Origin of the sequence: Pseudoflavonifractor sp. An176 (assembly GCF_002160435.1) — a bacterium.
Classification (GTDB): Bacteria; Bacillota; Clostridia; order Oscillospirales; family Oscillospiraceae; genus Enterenecus; species Enterenecus faecium.
The window spans coordinates 46,801-60,512 of record NZ_NFKO01000008.1; the positions used below are offsets into that span (position 1 = coordinate 46,801).

Consider the following 13,712-nt stretch of genomic DNA (forward strand, 5'->3'; position numbering starts at 1 on the left):
CTTATCGTATTCCATGGTACAGGTTGATTATACCTCGATTTCCCGGAAAAAACAACTGGTGGCCCCGGTGTGACAGGTGGGGCCTTTAGGGGTACACAGATACAGCAGGGTATCGGTATCGCAGTCGGTAAAAATCTCGTTGACATAGAGGAAGTGCCCGCTGCTCTCCCCCTTATTCCACAGCTTCTGGCGGCTGCGGCTCCAGAACCAGGCGGTTTTGGTCTCCAAAGTCTTCTCCACCGCCTCCCGGTTGGTAAAGCCCAGCATCAGCACCTGGCGGCTGTCCGAATCCTGGATGATCACCGGGATAAGGTCTGACTTTTGAAAGAGCAAATCCAGATCAAACATGGCCCTCTCCCCTCTCTCGCACCGGGATATTCTGCTCCCGGAGGTATTCTTTCACCTGGGGGACAGTAAGCTCTCCAAAGTGGAACAGGCTGGCCGCCAAGGCGGCGTCGCACCCGGTCTCCTCAAAGACCTGAGCGAAGTGGCTCAGCTCCCCACAGCCTCCTGAGGCAATCACCGGGATGGTCACGGCGCTGGTCACCGCCCGGGTCAACTCCAGGTCGAACCCCGCCTTGGTGCCATCGGCGTCCATGGAAGTGAGGAGGATTTCTCCCGCTCCCAGCTTCTGGCCCCGCTTGGCCCACTCCACGGCGTCCAGCCCGGTAGGAATGCGGCCACCCGCCACCACCACCTCAAACCAGCCCTCTTCTCGACGCTTGGCATCAATGGCCAGCACCACGCACTGAGAGCCGAAGAGCTGGGCGGCGTCGGCTATGAGCTGAGGATTTTTCACCGCCGAGGAGTTGACGGAAATCTTGTCCGCCCCGGCCCGCAGCAGGCGGCGGAAATCCTCCACCGTGCGGATGCCGCCCCCCACAGTGAGGGGGACAAACACCTGGCTGGCGGTGCGCTCTACCACGTCCTCTACGGTGTCCCGGGCATCGCTGGTGGCGGTGATGTCCAAAAAGACGATCTCATCCGCCCCCTGGTCGGAGTAGTACCGGGCCAGTTCCACCGGGTCCCCGGCGTCTCGGATGTTGACGAAGTTGATTCCCTTTACCACCCGTCCGTCCCGGACGTCCAGGCAGGGGATGATGCGTTTGGCTAGCATTGGGCTCCACCGTCCTTCACCGCCTGGGCCAGATCGATGGCCCCGGCGTAGTAGGCCTTGCCAATGATGGCCCCGTATACCCCCAGGCGCTCCAGGTCCACGATATCCTGGTTGCAGGACACGCCACCGGAGGCAATGAGCTGGCAAGACACCGCTTTCTGTAGCTGTTGCAGGCGGCCAAAAGAGGGGCCAGACAGCATACCATCCGTCTCAATGTCCGTAAAGATGATTCTCTTTACACCAAGTTTCTCCATCTGCTTTGCAAAGTCCAGATAGTCCAGCCCGGAGTCCACCTCCCAGCCGGCGGTTTTCACCTTGCCGTCCCGGGCGTCAATGCCCACAGCGATGCGGTCGGCCCCATAGGTGGCGATGGCCTGGGCCACCAGCTCCGGATTGGAGACTGCTGCGGACCCGATCACCGCCCGGGTCACTCCCAAGTCAAACACGGCTTTCAGGTCTTCCATGGAGCGGATGCCGCCCCCCAGCTCCACCTGGAACCCCAGGGCTGCCACCGCCTGTACCAGCTGGCCATTGCGGCGCACGCCGTCCCGGGCCCCATCCAGGTCCACCATGTGAATCCAGGTTGCCCCGGCCTCCTGAAAGGCCCGGGCCACCGTCACCGGGTCGGTGGCCACCTGGTGCACCGTGTCAAAGCTACCTTTGTAGAGCCGTACCACGGCCCCATCCTTCAAATCAATGGCTGGTAATATGATCATGGGTTCATCGCTCCAAAATTCTTTAGGATTTCCAGGCCCACATCCCCGCTCTTCTCCGGGTGGAACTGGGTGCCGAAAAAGTTGCCGTTTTGCACGGCGGCCACCACCTCCATGCCGTAGTCCGTGGAGGCGATCACCTGGCTGGGATCGGCTGCCCGTCCAGAAAAGGAGTGGACAAAGTACACCCACGCCCCTTCCCTCAGCCCTCGGAACAGGGGCGAGGGGTTGGGAAAGGACAGACTGTTCCAGCCGATGTGGGGCAGCTTGTAGGTGGTCTCCATGCGCTGGACCGTGCCGGGGATCACCCCCAGGCCGGAACAGGTCTCCCCTTCCTCTCCCTGGGCAAAGAGCAGCTGCATGCCCAAGCAGATGCCCAGCACCGGCTTGTCCTGTCCCATGCGGACAATGGCCCGGTCCAACCCAGTTTGGCGGAGCTTGCGGGCGGCGTCCGGGAATGCCCCCACGCCGGGAAGCAGAATGGAATTGGCCCGCTCCAGCTCCTTGGGGTCTCCGGTGATGCGGTTGTCAAGACCCACGTAGGTCAGGGCGTTGGAGACGCTTTTCAGGTTCCCCACCCCGTAGTCTACAATGGCGGTATAGCTCATAGCGCTTCCTCGTTTCTCTAGAGTACCCCTTTGGTGGAGGTCACACCGCTGCCCACCACCTGGGCGGCCTCCTTCAGGGCCATGCCCAGGGATTTGTACAAGGCCTCGGTGATGTGGTGGGCGTTGTCCCCGTACTCGCAGGTCTGGTGGAGGGTAATGCCGCCGTGGACGGCGAAGGCCTGCATAAATTCCTTAGTCAGACAGCTGTCATAACCCCCGATCATGGGCTGGGGCATGTTCGCCTGGAACACCAGATAGGGGCGGTTGGAGCAGTCCAGCACCGTGCGGCACAGGGCCTCGTCCATGGGCACATAGGCGGTGCCGAACCGGTGGATGCCCACCTTATCCCCCAGGGCCTGGCGGAAGGCCTGGCCCAGTACGATGCCCGTGTCCTCCACCGTGTGGTGGCCGTCCACATACAGGTCCCCCTCCACCCGGAGGGTGAGCCCCCACCCGGCGTAAAAGGCCAGGGCAGTGAGCATATGGTCAAAAAATCCAATACCCGTGGACACGGACACCGCGCCCCCCTCCAGGCAGAGGGAGAGGGAGATGTCCGTCTCCTTGGTCTTTCGGCTGATGTCTGCGCATCTCATGGGTCAGCCCTCCTCTGCAAAGCGCACCTGGATGGAGTTGGCGTGGGCGGTGAGGTGCTCGGACTGGGCCAGGGTAATGATCTCGTCCTTCACCCGCTCCAGGTCCTCCCGGCCATACTCCAGCACGCTGGTCTTTTTCACAAAAGAGTCCACCGACAAGGGGGAGAAGAACCGGGCGGTGCCACTGGTGGGCAGCACGTGGTCCGGCCCTGCCATGTAGTCCCCCAGAGGCTCCGGGGTATTGCCCCCCAGGAAGATAGCTCCAGCGTTGTGTACCAGCTCCAGCACCCGGCGGGGGTCTTGGGTGACAATCTCCATGTGCTCCGGGGCCACCTGATCGGCCAGTCTGGCACAGGTGTCCAAGTCAGGGCAGACAATGGCGCAGCCGAAGTCCCGCAGGGACTGCTCCATGATCTCCCGGCGGCTTAAATAGCCCAGCTGGCGGGTGATCTCTTTCTGTACCGCCTGGGCCAGCTCCATGCTGTCGGTGAGGAGCACTGCCGAGGCCAGGGGGTCGTGCTCGGCCTGGCTAAGCAGGTCGGCGGCCATGTGGCAGGGGTTGGCGGTCTTGTCGGCAATCACCAGCACCTCGGAGGGACCCGCCACCATGTCAATGTCCAGGTTGCCGTAGGCCATGCGTTTGGCCTCCGCCACAAATGCGTTGCCCGGTCCCACCAGCTTGTCCACCCGAGGGATAAAGCCCGCCCCATAGGTGAGGGCGGCCACGGCCTGAGCACCACCCACAGCGATGCATCGGTCCACACCTGCCACCCAGGCGGCGGCCAGCACCACATCGCTGAGGTTTTCCGTGGGAGGGGTGACCATGATAACCTCTTCCACCCCCGCCACCTTGGCAGGAATCACATTCATGAGCACCGAGCTGGGGTAGGCAGCACGGCCACCGGGGACATACACCCCCACCCGCTGCAAGGGGCGGACCAGCCGCCCCACCTTGCCCCCGCTGGGGCTGTCCCACAGACGAAGGCCCATCTGCACCTCGCTCAACAGCTCCTGCTGATAGGCCCGGATGTGCTGGGCGCTGCGCTGGAGGGCAGTCAGCAGGTCCGGGGCAATCCGCCCCGCCGCCTGTTCCAGCTCCTCCATGGACACCTCGCGGGGCGGGTTTTGGTCAAATTTCACGGAGTACTCCTCCACCGCATCGTAACCCCTGGCCCGCACATCCTCCATAATAGCCGCCACACTGCGCTGAATCTCCGCCCCCGTCTGTGCGGCACGGGAGCGCATGGACGCCAATTTTTCCTGTTCACGGCCTTCTCCGGCCACCACCAATTCCAACATATCCGTCTCCCCTTTTCTCTCAAGTGCCGGACAGGTTAGCCTGGCACTGCTGAATGAAATCTAAAATCTCCTGTTTGTGCAGCTTCATGCTGGCGGTATTCACAATGAGCCGGGCAGACACCTGGGCCACATCCTCGATGGGGGTGAGGCCGTTCTCTTTCAGGGTGGCCCCCGTCTCCACGATATCCACGATGCCGTCAGCCAGCCCCAAAATGGGAGCCAGCTCCACGCTGCCCTCAATTTTGATGATGTCCACGTCCATCCCTTTGCGCTCAAAGAAGGCACGGGTGACGGCGGGGTACTTGGAAGCCACCCGGCGGGTCTTATAGGTGGCGTAGAAGTCGGTGCCCTCTTTCACGGCCAGGGTAAACCGACACCGCCCAAAGCCCAGGTCCAGAACCTCGTAGAAGGCGCCCCCCTTTTCCAGAATGGTGTCCTTGCCCACAATACCCAAATCACACACCCCGTGCTCCACATAGGTGATGACATCGGGGGCCTTGGCCAGCACTGCATCCAAGGGGTAGTTGGGTACCGAGTGGATGAGCCGCCGCCCTGGGTGCCGGATGGGGGTGCAGTCCAGCCCCATCTTCTCAAATAGCTCCACCGATTTGTCTTGCAGACGCCCCTTGGTCAGGGCGATTCTCAGTCGCTGACTCATACCTCCAACCACCTCTCTCCGGAATTGTCCAGGCACAGCACTTGCAAGGCACCCTTCTCACTGGCCAAATTCATGGTGCTGGACAGGGTGCGGCAAGGGGACAGCTCACAGGTGCCGGCGGGCAGGCGGTCCATGACCTCCAGTGCCCGTCCCAGCATGCCGCTCTCATAGTGGATGACGGTGCGCAACTGGGGCACCTCCACCTCCAGGCAGCCGCCCACAGCGTCCACGTCCACGGCAAAGCCCGTGGCCTCTGCCCGTCTGCCGAACAGCTCCACCAGGTTGTCGTATCTGCCACCGGACAGCACCGGGGCCCCTGCCCCGTTGGCGTAGCCTCGGAACACCACGCCCGTATAGTAGTCAATCTGATGGACCAGACCCAGATCAAATTGCACCCAGTCGCCATACCCCGCCTGGCACAGCTCCCGGTACAAAAGCTCCAGATAGTCCAGGCTGGTACACGCCCCGGCCAGCGTCCGGGCCTCCTCCAGCACCTCTGCCCCGCCGAACAGGTACGGCAGACGGCGGAGGGCGGCACAATCGGGTTGGGCGGAATAGGGCTCCAGGAAGTCGTTGAGGACGGCGTAGTTCTTGCCCTCAATGAGCAGCCGCATCCGCTCCTGCTCCTCCTGGGGCATGTTCATGCGGCTGGCCAGGTCCTGATAAAAGCCCACATGGCCCACCTCGATGTGGAATCCGCTGAGGCCACAGGCCCGCAGGGCATCCACCGCCAGGGTAATCATCTCCAGGTCCGCTTTCATTCCCGTGGCACCCAGCATTTCCACGCCACACTGGGCAATCTCGCTGCTGCCGCCCTCGTGGGCATTCCCAGAGCGGAACACGGTCTGATCGTAGTACAGCCGCTGGGGCAGCGGCAGGGTCTTCAGCTTGGTGGCCGCCAGCCGGGCAATGGGGGTGGTGGTGTCCGGGCGCATGACCATGATTTTTCCCGAACGGTCAATGATTTTCAGCATGGTCTCCTGGGGCAACGGGCTCCCCGAGTGGACAAACAGGTCATAAAACTCCACCTCGGGAGTGATGACCTCTGCATAGCCCCGGCGGCGGAACAAGTCCACCAGGGCACTCTGCACCTGACGCCGCTCCAGGCACTCGGCAAAGAGCCGGTCCCGGGTCCCCTCAGGGGTATTGAAGTGTATGTTCATGGTGTTTCCAGCCTTTCTTTAGCTCGCTAGTGTAGTGAATATACCACAGAATCGACCGATTGTCAACGGGGGGTATGACAAAGCCCCCTTGTGCAGGGGGCTTATATCATAGATCAAAAGAAAGAGAACTGGCTGCTATCCGGCAGGTCGCCAAAGGCCCCCGCCTCTTTCAACTGTTGCAGATGGGTGTTGGACACCTTGGTACAGGCCAGGGAGAACTCTTCAATGGAGATGAAGGTCTTCCCCTTCCGCTTCTCCATGATGTCCCAGCCCACGGTTTCACCCAGGCCAGCCACCGAGGTAAAGGGAGGGATAAGGGCGTTGCGCTCCTCGTCCACCAGGAAGTTGATGGCGTGGGAGCGGGAGATATCCATGCGGGCGAAGGTGAGGCCACGGAGGTAGAACTCGTAGCACACTTCCAAGGTCACCAGCATGTCCTCTTCCACCGCAGAGGGGCGGTCCGCCTTATCCTTGGCGTTTTTCTTGGCCTGAATCTCCTTCATCTTCTGCTTGACCACCTCAATGCCTCGGCACATGTACTTCTCATCAAAGGCCTTGGCACGGATGGAGAAGTAGGCGGCGTAGAACGCCAGGGGCCGATGCACCTTATACCAGGCGATGCGGAAGGCCATCATCACGTAGGCCACAGCGTGGGCCTTGGGGAACAGGTAGGCGATCTTCTTACAGGAGTCAATGTACCACTGGGGCACCCCGTGCTCCTTCATCTCGTCCTCAGCCCCCTCGGGCAGACCTCTGCCCTTTCGCACCGACTCCATGATCTTAAAGGCCCGGGTGTCCTTAAAGCCCTTGGAGATGAGGAAGATCATAATATCGTCACGACAGCCGATGGCCTCGTTAACCTGGGCGGTGCCAGACGTAATGAGGTCCTTGGCGTTGCCCAGCCACACGTCGGTGCCGTGGGAGAAGCCAGACAGACGCACCAGAATATCGAATTGGTTGGGGTGTGTGTCCTCCAGCATACCACGCACGAAGGAGGTACCGAACTCGGGGATGGCCACCGCTCCGGTGGGGCCCAGGATGGGGTCATCCATAAAGCCCAGTTTCTCCGATGTGGTGAACAGACTCATGGTGTCCGGGTCGTCCAAGGGAATTTTCTGGGGGTCCACCTTGGTGATGTCCTGGAGCATACGAATCATGGACGGGTCATCGTGGCCCAGCATGTCCAGCTTCAAGAGGTTGGACTCCATGGAGTGATATTCGAAATGGGTGGTAATGATGTCCGAGTCCTTATCGTCTGCCGGGTGCTGCACCGGGCAGAAGTCGTAGATCTCCTTGTCCTGGGGGATAACCACCATGCCGCCGGGGTGTTGTCCGGTGGTGCGCTTGACCCCCATACACCCACGGGCCAGGCGCAGTACCTCGGCAAAGGGCACGTTGTAGCGGCCCACCCGCTCCAGGTACTTGCGCACATAGCCGATGGCGGTTTTCTCTGCCACCGTGCCGATGGTGCCCGCTCGGAACACGTGGTTGCTGCCGAAGAGCTCAAAGGTATACTTGTGGGCGCTGGACTGGTACTCGCCGGAGAAGTTCAGGTCGATATCTGGCACCTTGTCGCCGCCGAAGCCCAGGAAGGTCTCAAAGGGGATGTTGAAGCCGTCCTTGGCGTAGTCCGCCCCGCACACCGGGCACTTCATGTCCGGCATATCGGCGCCGCAGCCATAGCCGTGCTCTACGGCGTAGTCGAAGTCGGAGTGCTTACAGTTGGGGCAGCGGTAGTGGGCGGGCAGCGAGTTCACCTCGGTGATGCCCGACATGAAGGCCACCAGGGACGAGCCCACCGAACCACGAGAGCCCACCAGGTAGCCGTGCTCCAGGGAATTCTGCACCAGCTTCTGGGCGGACATGTAGATGACGTCGTAGTGACAGCCGATGATATCTTTCAGCTCAGCGTTGATACGGTCCACCACGATCTGGGGCGGGTTCTCCCCATACAGGGCGTGAGCCTTACCCCACACCAGGTCCTTCAGCTCGCCCTCGGAGTTTTCCAGCTTGGGGGTAAACAGGCCGTCGGGCAGAGGCCGCACGTTGTCGCACCAGGAGGCCACCAGAGCCGGGCTCTCTATAACCACCTCATGGGCGGTCTCTGCCCCCAGATAGGCAAACTCTTTCAGCATCTCGTCAGTGGTGCGGAAATACAGGGGGTTCTCGCTGTCGGCGTCGTCAAACTCCTTGGCAGCCAGAAGGATGTGGCGGTAAATTTCCTCCTCCGGGTCGGTAAAGTGGACGTCGCCCGTGGCGCACACTGGCTTGCCCAGCTTGTGGCCCAGCTCCACGATCTTCCGGTTAAAGTTGCGCAGGTCCTCTAGAGACTGGGCAATGCGTCGTCCCTCCTTGTCCGGCCGGAGCATGTAGGCGTTGTTGGACAGGGGCTGAATCTCCAGATAGTCATACCAGGAGGCAATGCGCTCCAGCTCCCGGTCGTCCTTGCCATCCACCACCGCCCGGAACAGCTCTCCCGCCTCACAGGCAGAGCCCACAATGAGCCCTTCCCGGTTCTCATTGATGATGGACTTGGGCATGATGGGAAAGCGATTGAAGTGCTCCAGATGGGACAGGGACACCAGCTTGTAGAGGTTGCGCAGGCCGGTCTGGTTCTTGGCCAGCAATATGAGGTGGTTGGCGCTGCGGCGTCCCCGTCCGCCCCGCTTCTTCCCTGCCAAGGCCCCGTTGATCTGGGACACTCGCTCCACCCCCAGTTCCCGGAGCATGGGAATCATGGCGGCGAAAATCTGACCGCAGATGGCGGCGTCATCGTCTGCCCGGTGGTGGTGGAAGGGAGGCAGTCCCAGGTGGGTGGACACGGTGTCCAGCTTGTGGTTGTTCAGCTGAGGGCACAGGTACTGGGCCAAAATGAGGGTATCAAAATAGAGGGGGTCAAACTCCCGGCCTGCTCTCTGGCAGTAGGCCCGGACAAAGCCGGTATCAAACTCCGCATTGTGGGCCACCAGGGGGGTATCCCCAGCCCAAGCCAGGAAATCGGCCACCGCCTGGGCGGGCTTGGGGGCGCCCCGCACCATCTCGTCGGTGATGCTGGTCAGAGACACCGTCTTGGGGCTCAAGGGGTGGCCGGGATCTGCAAAGGTGGAATAGTGCTCCAGCACCTCCGCCCCCCGCATGCGCACAGCGCCAATTTCAATGATGGCATCCGTGTTGGGGTCCAGTCCGGTGGTCTCCAGGTCGAAGGCGATAAACTCCCCATCCAGAGGCATGTCCCCGGGGCCGTGCACCGACACCCGCTCGTCCACGTCATTTTGATAGTAGGCCTCCACGCCGTAGAGCACCTTAATTTTCTCCCCTCGGCCCGAGGCGTTGTAGGCATCGGGGAAGGACTGCACCACTCCGTGGTCGGTGATGGCGATGGCGGGATGTCCCCACTCGATGGCCCGCTTGACAATGGCTTTGCCATCGCACAGGGCGTCCATCATGGACATCTTGGTGTGGAGGTGGAGCTCGATGCGCTTCTCCTCGGCGGTGTCCTTGCGCCCCTCGGGCATGGGCACCTCGTTGATGCCGTAGGGCTCCAGCACCATGTCGTTTTCGAAGCGGCTCACGTTCAGCCGCCCCTGGACCTGGACCCGCTGGCCCTTTTTGATGCCCTTGACGATGGGGTTGGCCACCTCTCCCTCCAGGAACTGATTGACCCGGATGGAGCCGGTGTTGTCGGTGATGTCAAAGCAGATCACCCACGCCTTGCGCTTGGGCAGTTCCCGGTGCTCTACGTTGAACACGGTGCCCTCCACCAATACGCTGCCCATATCCAATTGCAGCTCTCCCAGGGGCACCGGCTTTTTCTTGCCGTTGATCTTGCCGTAGAGCTGCTTGACCTTGGGCTTACCGTGGCCGCCGCCGGGCATGCTCTGATTGAGCACCTTGCGGCGCATGGCCTCCAGCTGGGCGTACAGGTCCCCACCCGGGGCGGGCTGCGGTGCCGCTGGGGGCGTCTCCACCGCCACCGGGGCAGGCTGCACCTCCGCCTGGGCGGCATGGAACTCCACCGCCGCCTGGTGCAGGTGGAAGGCCCGGGCCAGGCTCTGCTGGACCTGATCCACCAGGTTGGGGGCCAATTGCTCCCCCTCCAGCTCCACCGTCATGGTGCGGGCCTGGCGATTCACCTTCACCCGGGTGGGGTAGGCTGCAAAAGAAGTCAATACCCCTTCGGGGAAGGGGTATTGACCAAAGGTCTCTTGAAATGTCACTTGCTTGTCTGACATGAAATGTACTCCTTGTCACAGGGTATCAATAAGGGCCATGAGACGGGGAATGAGCTGGTCCTCCGGGACCTTGTCCACAATCTCCCCATGGAGGAAGAGCACGCCCTCCCCCTTGCCTCCGGCGATGCCCACGTCGGCGTGGCGGGCCTCTCCAGGTCCGTTGACCACACACCCCATCACAGCCACGGTGATGGGCTTGTCCACGCCCTTCAAAAGCTCCTCCACCTTGTGGGCCATGGGGATAAGGTCGATCTGGGTCCGGCCACAGGTGGGACAGGAGATGAGCTCCGGGCCGTCCTTACGCAGGCCCACCGCCTTGAGAATCTTCTTGGCCAGCACGATCTCCTCCACCGGGTCGGCGGTGAGGGTGACCCGGAAGGTGTCACCGATGCCCAGGCCCAACAGGCCGCCAATGCCAGCGGCGGACTTGATGGAGCCGATCTCGGCAGTGCCCGCCTCGGTGACGCCCAGGTGCAGGGGGAAGTCATACTTCTGGGCCATGAGCTGATAGGCCCGCATGGTGGTGGGCACCGAGGAGGACTTCATGGAGATGCAGATGTCCTCAAAGCCGTACTTCTCCAGCAGGGCCACGTGGCCCAGGGCACTCTCCACCAGGGCCTCTGGGGTGGGGCCGCCGTATTTCTCCAGCAGGGGCTTCTCCAGAGAGCCGCCGTTGACGCCGATGCGGATGGGGATGCCCCGCTCCTTGCAGGCTTTGGCCACCGCTTCCACCCGGTCTTCCCCGCCAATGTTGCCGGGGTTGATGCGGATTTTATCAATGCCCCCCTCCACAGCGGTGAGGGCCAGCCGATAGTCGAAGTGGATGTCCGCCACCAGGGGCAGCGGGCTGCCCGCCTTCAAAGCGGCCACCGCCTGGGCGGCCCGCTCATCGGGGACGGCCACCCGGACGATCTCACAGCCAGCTGCCGCCAGGGCCCGAATCTGGGCCAGGGTGGCCTCCACGTCATGGGTGGGGGTGTTGGTCATGGATTGAATGGAGACGGGGGCGCCGCCTCCGATGGCGACGTTCCCCACATGAATTTGTCGCGTCATGCAAGGTCACTTCCTTTACAGTATTTACACCACAATTTTCCACACATCCTGGAAGGCGATGAGGAGCATCACCACCAGCAGCAGCACCAGGACCACAGCATGGATATACCCCTCCAGCCGCTGGGGGATATGTCGCCGGAAGAAGAGGTACGAAATGGCGTTGAGCAGCACAAACAGCACTCGCCCGCCGTCCAAAGCGGGAATGGGCAGCATGTTCATCACAGCCAGGTTGACCGCAATGAGCGCCATGATATAGAACACATTCTGGACGCCTACCAAAATGGAGTCGGACTGGGTGCCTACCTCAGACACCACGTCCACCACGCCGATGACGCCAGACATCTGGTCCACGCCCACGCGGCCGGTGACCAAGTCGCCCAGGCTCATCCAGACGATGCGCACAAAGTCAAAGGTCTGGGCGGTGGCCAGTTTCACCCTGCCCCAGATGGACAGATCGTCTACCTGCTCAAAGATCAGGCCAAACCCATAGGCGTCTTGACCGTCATACTGGTATTCAAAGCGCTCCATGGGCAGATCTTTGAGTACCACTTTCTCCCCGTCTCGCCGTACCGTCAGATCGATGCCATTGCCATCGTTGCGGGAGAGGAACGTGAGCACATCCTCATAGACCCAGATACCGTGGCCATCCACGGAGAGGATTTCATCCCCCACCATGAGCCCCGACTCCCCTTGCAGCTGGAATCCGTCGGCCAGCTGGGTAATCACCGGCACCCGCACTTGGGTCACTCCCATATACAGCACCAGGACGATGACCAGGCCCATGAGGAAGTTCATGAACGAGCCCGCACACAGGACGATGATTTTTTTCCAGGCGGGCTGGATGCTGAAGGCCCGCTCGTCCCCGGTGGCCTCGTCCTCCCCTTCCATGGCGCAGTAGCCGCCGACGGGGAAGGCCCGCAGGGAGTACTGGGTCTCGCCACGGGTACGGCTCCACAGCGCCGGACCCATACCGATGGCAAATTCATTCACTCGGATTCCCAACAGCTTGGCAGTGATGAAGTGCCCGAACTCGTGAATGGCAATCATCACGCCGAAGATGAGAATTGCCAAGAGAATAAAGAAGATTCGCTCCAAAGATATTCACCTCAAATTAACAAGTCACGGACTGCCTGCCGGGCGGCACGGTCTGCCTCCAGCACGTCCTCCAGGGTGTCGGCGGGTTTGGACGCCACCCGCTCCAACGCGCCCTCTACCAGCCGGGCAATGTCCAGGAAGGAGATCTTCTCCTCCAGGAACAGCTCCACTGCCACCTCGTTGGCCCCGTTGAGAATGGCCGTCGAGGTGCCGCCCTTCTGGGCGCACTCCAGAGCCAATCCCAGGCACCGGAAGGTGTCCGGGTCGGGCTTGGCAAAGGTCAGGGGCGGACAGGTGAGCAGGTCCAGCGGGGTGGCCGGACCAGGCGTGCGCTCCGGCCAGGTCAAAGCGTACTGGATGGGCACCCGCATGTCTGCTGTGCCCAGCTGGGCCAGAATGGCCCCGTCGTTGAACTCCACCAGAGAGTGGATGATGCTCTCCCGGTGCACCACCACCTGAATCTGCTGGGGTGGCATGTGGTAGAGCCGCATGGCCTCGATAAACTCCAATCCCTTGTTCATCAACGTGGCGGAGTCGATGGTGATCTTGGCACCCATGGCCCAGTTGGGGTGGCGCAGCGCCTGGGCCCGGGTCACATGCTCCAGTTCCTCTCGTGTTTTTCCAAAGAAGGGGCCGCCGGAAGCGGTGATGATGAGGCGCTTCACCTCGCCCCGGTCCTTGCAGCCCTGGAGGCACTGGAAGATGGCGGAGTGCTCCGAGTCCACGGGGACGATCTCCGCCCCCTTCTCCTCTGCCCGGCGCATCACCAGGTCCCCGGCGCACACCAAGGTCTCCTTATTGGCCAGGGCAATGCGTTTGCCCTGGTCAATGGCCGCCAGAGTGGGCTCCAGTCCGGCGATCCCCACCACGGCGGTGACCACGGTGTCCGCCTGGGGCAGCGTGGCGGCCTCCATCAGGCCCTCCCGGCCTCCCACCACACGGATGGAAGTGTCGGCAAGGCGCTGTTTCAGATCCTGGGCAGCGGATTCGTCCACCGCCACCACCAGCTGGGGTTGGAACTGCCGGGCCTGCTGCTCGGCCAGCTCCACTCTGCGGTTTACCGTCAGAGCCGCCACCTGGTGGCCGCAGGCCTGGGCCACGTCCAGGGTCTGCCGACCGATGGAGCCGGTGGAGCCTAAAATGGATAAGGTTCGTTTCATGTTATCCCTCGATTTCTATAT

At 61.9% G+C, this 13,712-nt stretch carries 12 protein-coding genes; all 12 read right to left on the reverse strand.

All coding sequences use genetic code 11. From position 1 onward, the window contains the following. Positions 1–27 precede the first annotated feature (27 nt). Positions 28–348 (reverse strand): phosphoribosyl-AMP cyclohydrolase, encoded by a 321-nt coding sequence (gene hisI / locus B5F12_RS05960; protein ID WP_087231761.1) that lies wholly within the window; start codon positions 346–348, stop codon positions 28–30. Further along, positions 341–1,117 (reverse strand): imidazole glycerol phosphate synthase subunit HisF, encoded by a 777-nt coding sequence (gene hisF / locus B5F12_RS05965; protein WP_087231764.1) that lies wholly within the window; start codon positions 1,115–1,117, stop codon positions 341–343. Before hisF ends, hisI begins: the two co-directional genes overlap by 8 nt. Further along, complete coding sequence (gene hisA, locus B5F12_RS05970; RefSeq protein ID WP_087231767.1) at positions 1,111–1,833, reverse strand: 1-(5-phosphoribosyl)-5-[(5-phosphoribosylamino)methylideneamino]imidazole-4-carboxamide isomerase; 723 nt, start codon at positions 1,831–1,833, stop codon at positions 1,111–1,113. The genes hisF and hisA overlap by 7 nt, the downstream gene beginning before the upstream one ends. Further along, a complete protein-coding gene (hisH, locus tag B5F12_RS05975; protein ID WP_087231770.1) occupies positions 1,830–2,438 on the reverse strand; it encodes an imidazole glycerol phosphate synthase subunit HisH in 609 nt (202 codons plus the stop codon). Before hisH ends, hisA begins: the two co-directional genes overlap by 4 nt. A gap of 17 nt (positions 2,439–2,455) precedes the next feature. After that, the gene (gene hisB, locus B5F12_RS05980) at positions 2,456–3,031 is read right to left on the reverse strand and encodes an imidazoleglycerol-phosphate dehydratase HisB (RefSeq protein ID WP_087231773.1); all 576 of its coding nucleotides are present in this window, start codon (positions 3,029–3,031) and stop codon (positions 2,456–2,458) included. A gap of 3 nt (positions 3,032–3,034) precedes the next feature. Continuing rightward, positions 3,035–4,330, reverse strand: coding sequence for a histidinol dehydrogenase (gene hisD, locus B5F12_RS05985; protein WP_087231776.1), 1,296 nt, complete (start codon positions 4,328–4,330; stop codon positions 3,035–3,037). A 19-nt stretch (positions 4,331–4,349) separates the two neighbouring features. Beyond that, positions 4,350–4,988 (reverse strand): ATP phosphoribosyltransferase, encoded by a 639-nt coding sequence (gene hisG, locus B5F12_RS05990; RefSeq protein WP_087231779.1) that lies wholly within the window; start codon positions 4,986–4,988, stop codon positions 4,350–4,352. Beyond that, on the reverse strand, positions 4,985–6,151 hold the full coding sequence (gene hisZ / locus B5F12_RS05995) for an ATP phosphoribosyltransferase regulatory subunit (protein WP_087231782.1): 1,167 nt from the start codon (positions 6,149–6,151) through the stop codon (positions 4,985–4,987). The genes hisG and hisZ overlap by 4 nt, the downstream gene beginning before the upstream one ends. Positions 6,152–6,264: 113 nt before the next feature. Next, positions 6,265–10,383, reverse strand: coding sequence for a PolC-type DNA polymerase III (locus B5F12_RS06000; protein ID WP_087231785.1), 4,119 nt, complete (start codon positions 10,381–10,383; stop codon positions 6,265–6,267). Positions 10,384–10,398: 15 nt separating this feature from the next. Next, positions 10,399–11,436 (reverse strand): flavodoxin-dependent (E)-4-hydroxy-3-methylbut-2-enyl-diphosphate synthase, encoded by a 1,038-nt coding sequence (gene ispG, locus B5F12_RS06005; protein WP_087231788.1) that lies wholly within the window; start codon positions 11,434–11,436, stop codon positions 10,399–10,401. A 24-nt stretch (positions 11,437–11,460) separates the two neighbouring features. Next, entirely contained in the window at positions 11,461–12,531 is a 1,071-nt protein-coding gene (locus tag B5F12_RS06010) for a M50 family metallopeptidase (RefSeq protein WP_242954906.1), read from the reverse strand. A gap of 11 nt (positions 12,532–12,542) precedes the next feature. After that, positions 12,543–13,691, reverse strand: coding sequence for a 1-deoxy-D-xylulose-5-phosphate reductoisomerase (locus B5F12_RS06015; RefSeq protein WP_087231791.1), 1,149 nt, complete (start codon positions 13,689–13,691; stop codon positions 12,543–12,545). Positions 13,692–13,712 lie beyond the last annotated feature (21 nt).